The sequence below is a fragment of the Lactobacillus sp. genome, assembly GCF_051893255.1.
Classification (GTDB): domain Bacteria; phylum Bacillota; class Bacilli; order Lactobacillales; family Lactobacillaceae; genus Lactobacillus.
Window position 1 is genome coordinate 13,910 of the sequence record NZ_JBJFHB010000003.1, and the last position, 1,724, is coordinate 15,633.

Annotated in this window: 1 protein-coding gene and 1 pseudogene; both read left to right on the plus strand. The window is 50.4% G+C overall.

What is annotated here, in order from left to right:
- Positions 1-215: pseudogene (locus ACI4WN_RS00195) on the plus strand (hypothetical protein); the annotation flags it as partial.
- 67 nt (positions 216-282) lie between these two features.
- A complete protein-coding gene (locus tag ACI4WN_RS00200) occupies positions 283-1,494 on the plus strand; it encodes a L,D-transpeptidase family protein (protein ID WP_439776462.1) in 1,212 nt (403 codons plus the stop codon).
- Positions 1,495-1,724 lie beyond the last annotated feature (230 nt).

The window sequence follows — 1,724 nt, forward strand, 5'->3', positions numbered from 1 at the left end:
TCAAAAAGCCTTTCGCAAGCGAAATCGAGGTGGCTGGCCTTGACCAAGAGCCCAACCGGGTGGAATGGATCGACGGCCGGGTTGACTGCCCTTATACTTTTGAAAAGAAAATTTTAAAAATAACTTTACCAACTGTCGAAAGCCCCTTCACTTGGCAGGTAATCCGCATTCAGGAGCACCGACCGGAAGACGACATTGCCGAAACTGAGTTCTAATTCGTTTAATCTAAAGTTAATTTGTGTTATACTAAGCGCAATCTTCTTATGATAGATTGGAGTTAAGATGACCTCTCGCAAAGACTACCGGAAAGAAAATAAGCAGGGAAGTAAATATCTAATTTTTGGCAGCATCGCCGTAATCGTGGTGCTCGCCGCTGGCGTCTTCGGCTACAATGCCTACAAGAAAGAGCAGGCTGCAGCCTACGCCAGAAACCAGAAGCAGATTGCTTTTAACAAAACGCACTTTAACCCAAACGTCTCCATTTATGGGGTTAAGGTCGGCAAGCTGACCGTTAGCCAAGCAACCAAGAAGGTGCTGGCCAAAGCCAAGAACAAGCTGGTCTACAAGGACGGCAAGATTTCTAGCGTCCGCGATGCCAAGCTGACCACGATTAGCCAAAGCCAGGTGCAAAGCTACTTTAAGAAGCAATACACCCAGCTGCCAACCAACAATGTTTACAGCTACAAGAACACGGCCTTGAATGCTGGCAAAAAGAAACTGAAGAAGATCGTTGCTGCTAGCGTAACCTATAATGTTGGCGGAAAGACTTTTAACCTCAGCGCTAAAGACTACCTGACTCAAGTCAGCTACTACTCAGGCAGCTTGCACTATGACAACGTCAGCAAGCTGACGGCCAAGTTGGAAGCCATGGACAAGGAAGTCAAGACCTTGGGCAAGAGCTACAAGTTCAAGACCCCATCTGGCTCAACCATTACGGTTACCAACCAAAGCTACGGCTGGGGCATCTGGACGGCCAGCGCTAAGAGCGCGATCTTGAAGGCCTACGAAAATGGGACCAAGACCATCGACGGCAAGAACCACATCTACGGCGAAGGCTACACAACCCAGGGGCTAGGCTACGGCAAGAGCAACAATGGCTTAGGCAACAGCTATGTAGTTGTGTCCATTTCTACCCAGGACCTGTGGATCGTGGTTAACGGCAAGGTGGCGGTGACCGTCTCCGACGTCGTTACCGGGACCGAAAACAAGGGTGACAACGCTACGCCTAAGGGCGTTTGGTACATCATGTACAAGGAAGAAGGCGCCACTCTGAAGGGGCAAAACGACGACGGCTCAAGCTACGCATCTAAGGTTAGCTACTGGATGCCATTTACCTTGAGCGGCTGCGGCCTGCACGACGCCTCATGGCGGACGGACTGGTCCAGCACCGCCTACCTGGAAGGTGGCTCCCACGGCTGCGTCAACATCCGGCCAAGCGAAATCAAGTCCGTTTGGAATGCGGTGACGACCCACATGCCAGTAATTGTTTATTAGTTAGGTATTAAGGAAGCTCCTCGCTTTGCGAGGGGCTTCTTTTTGCTTTTGGTTGACGGGGGGCGGCGGACGCGGGTGGCGGGCGCACATTTTTTGACTCAACGGTTGAGGCTGGCGCACATGATCTTACTCAAGTGAGGTAGAGGTTGCTCACGATCTTACTCAAGTAACTAAAAAGTCGCTCATGATCTTACTCAACTGCGGAAAAAGCTGCTCATGATCTTACTCAA

Excerpts from the sequence above, each read along its gene's own strand:
- ACI4WN_RS00200 (WP_439776462.1), top strand. The coding sequence starts at position 283 with ATGACCTCTCGCAAAGACTACCGGAAAGAAAATAAGCAGGGAAGTAAA.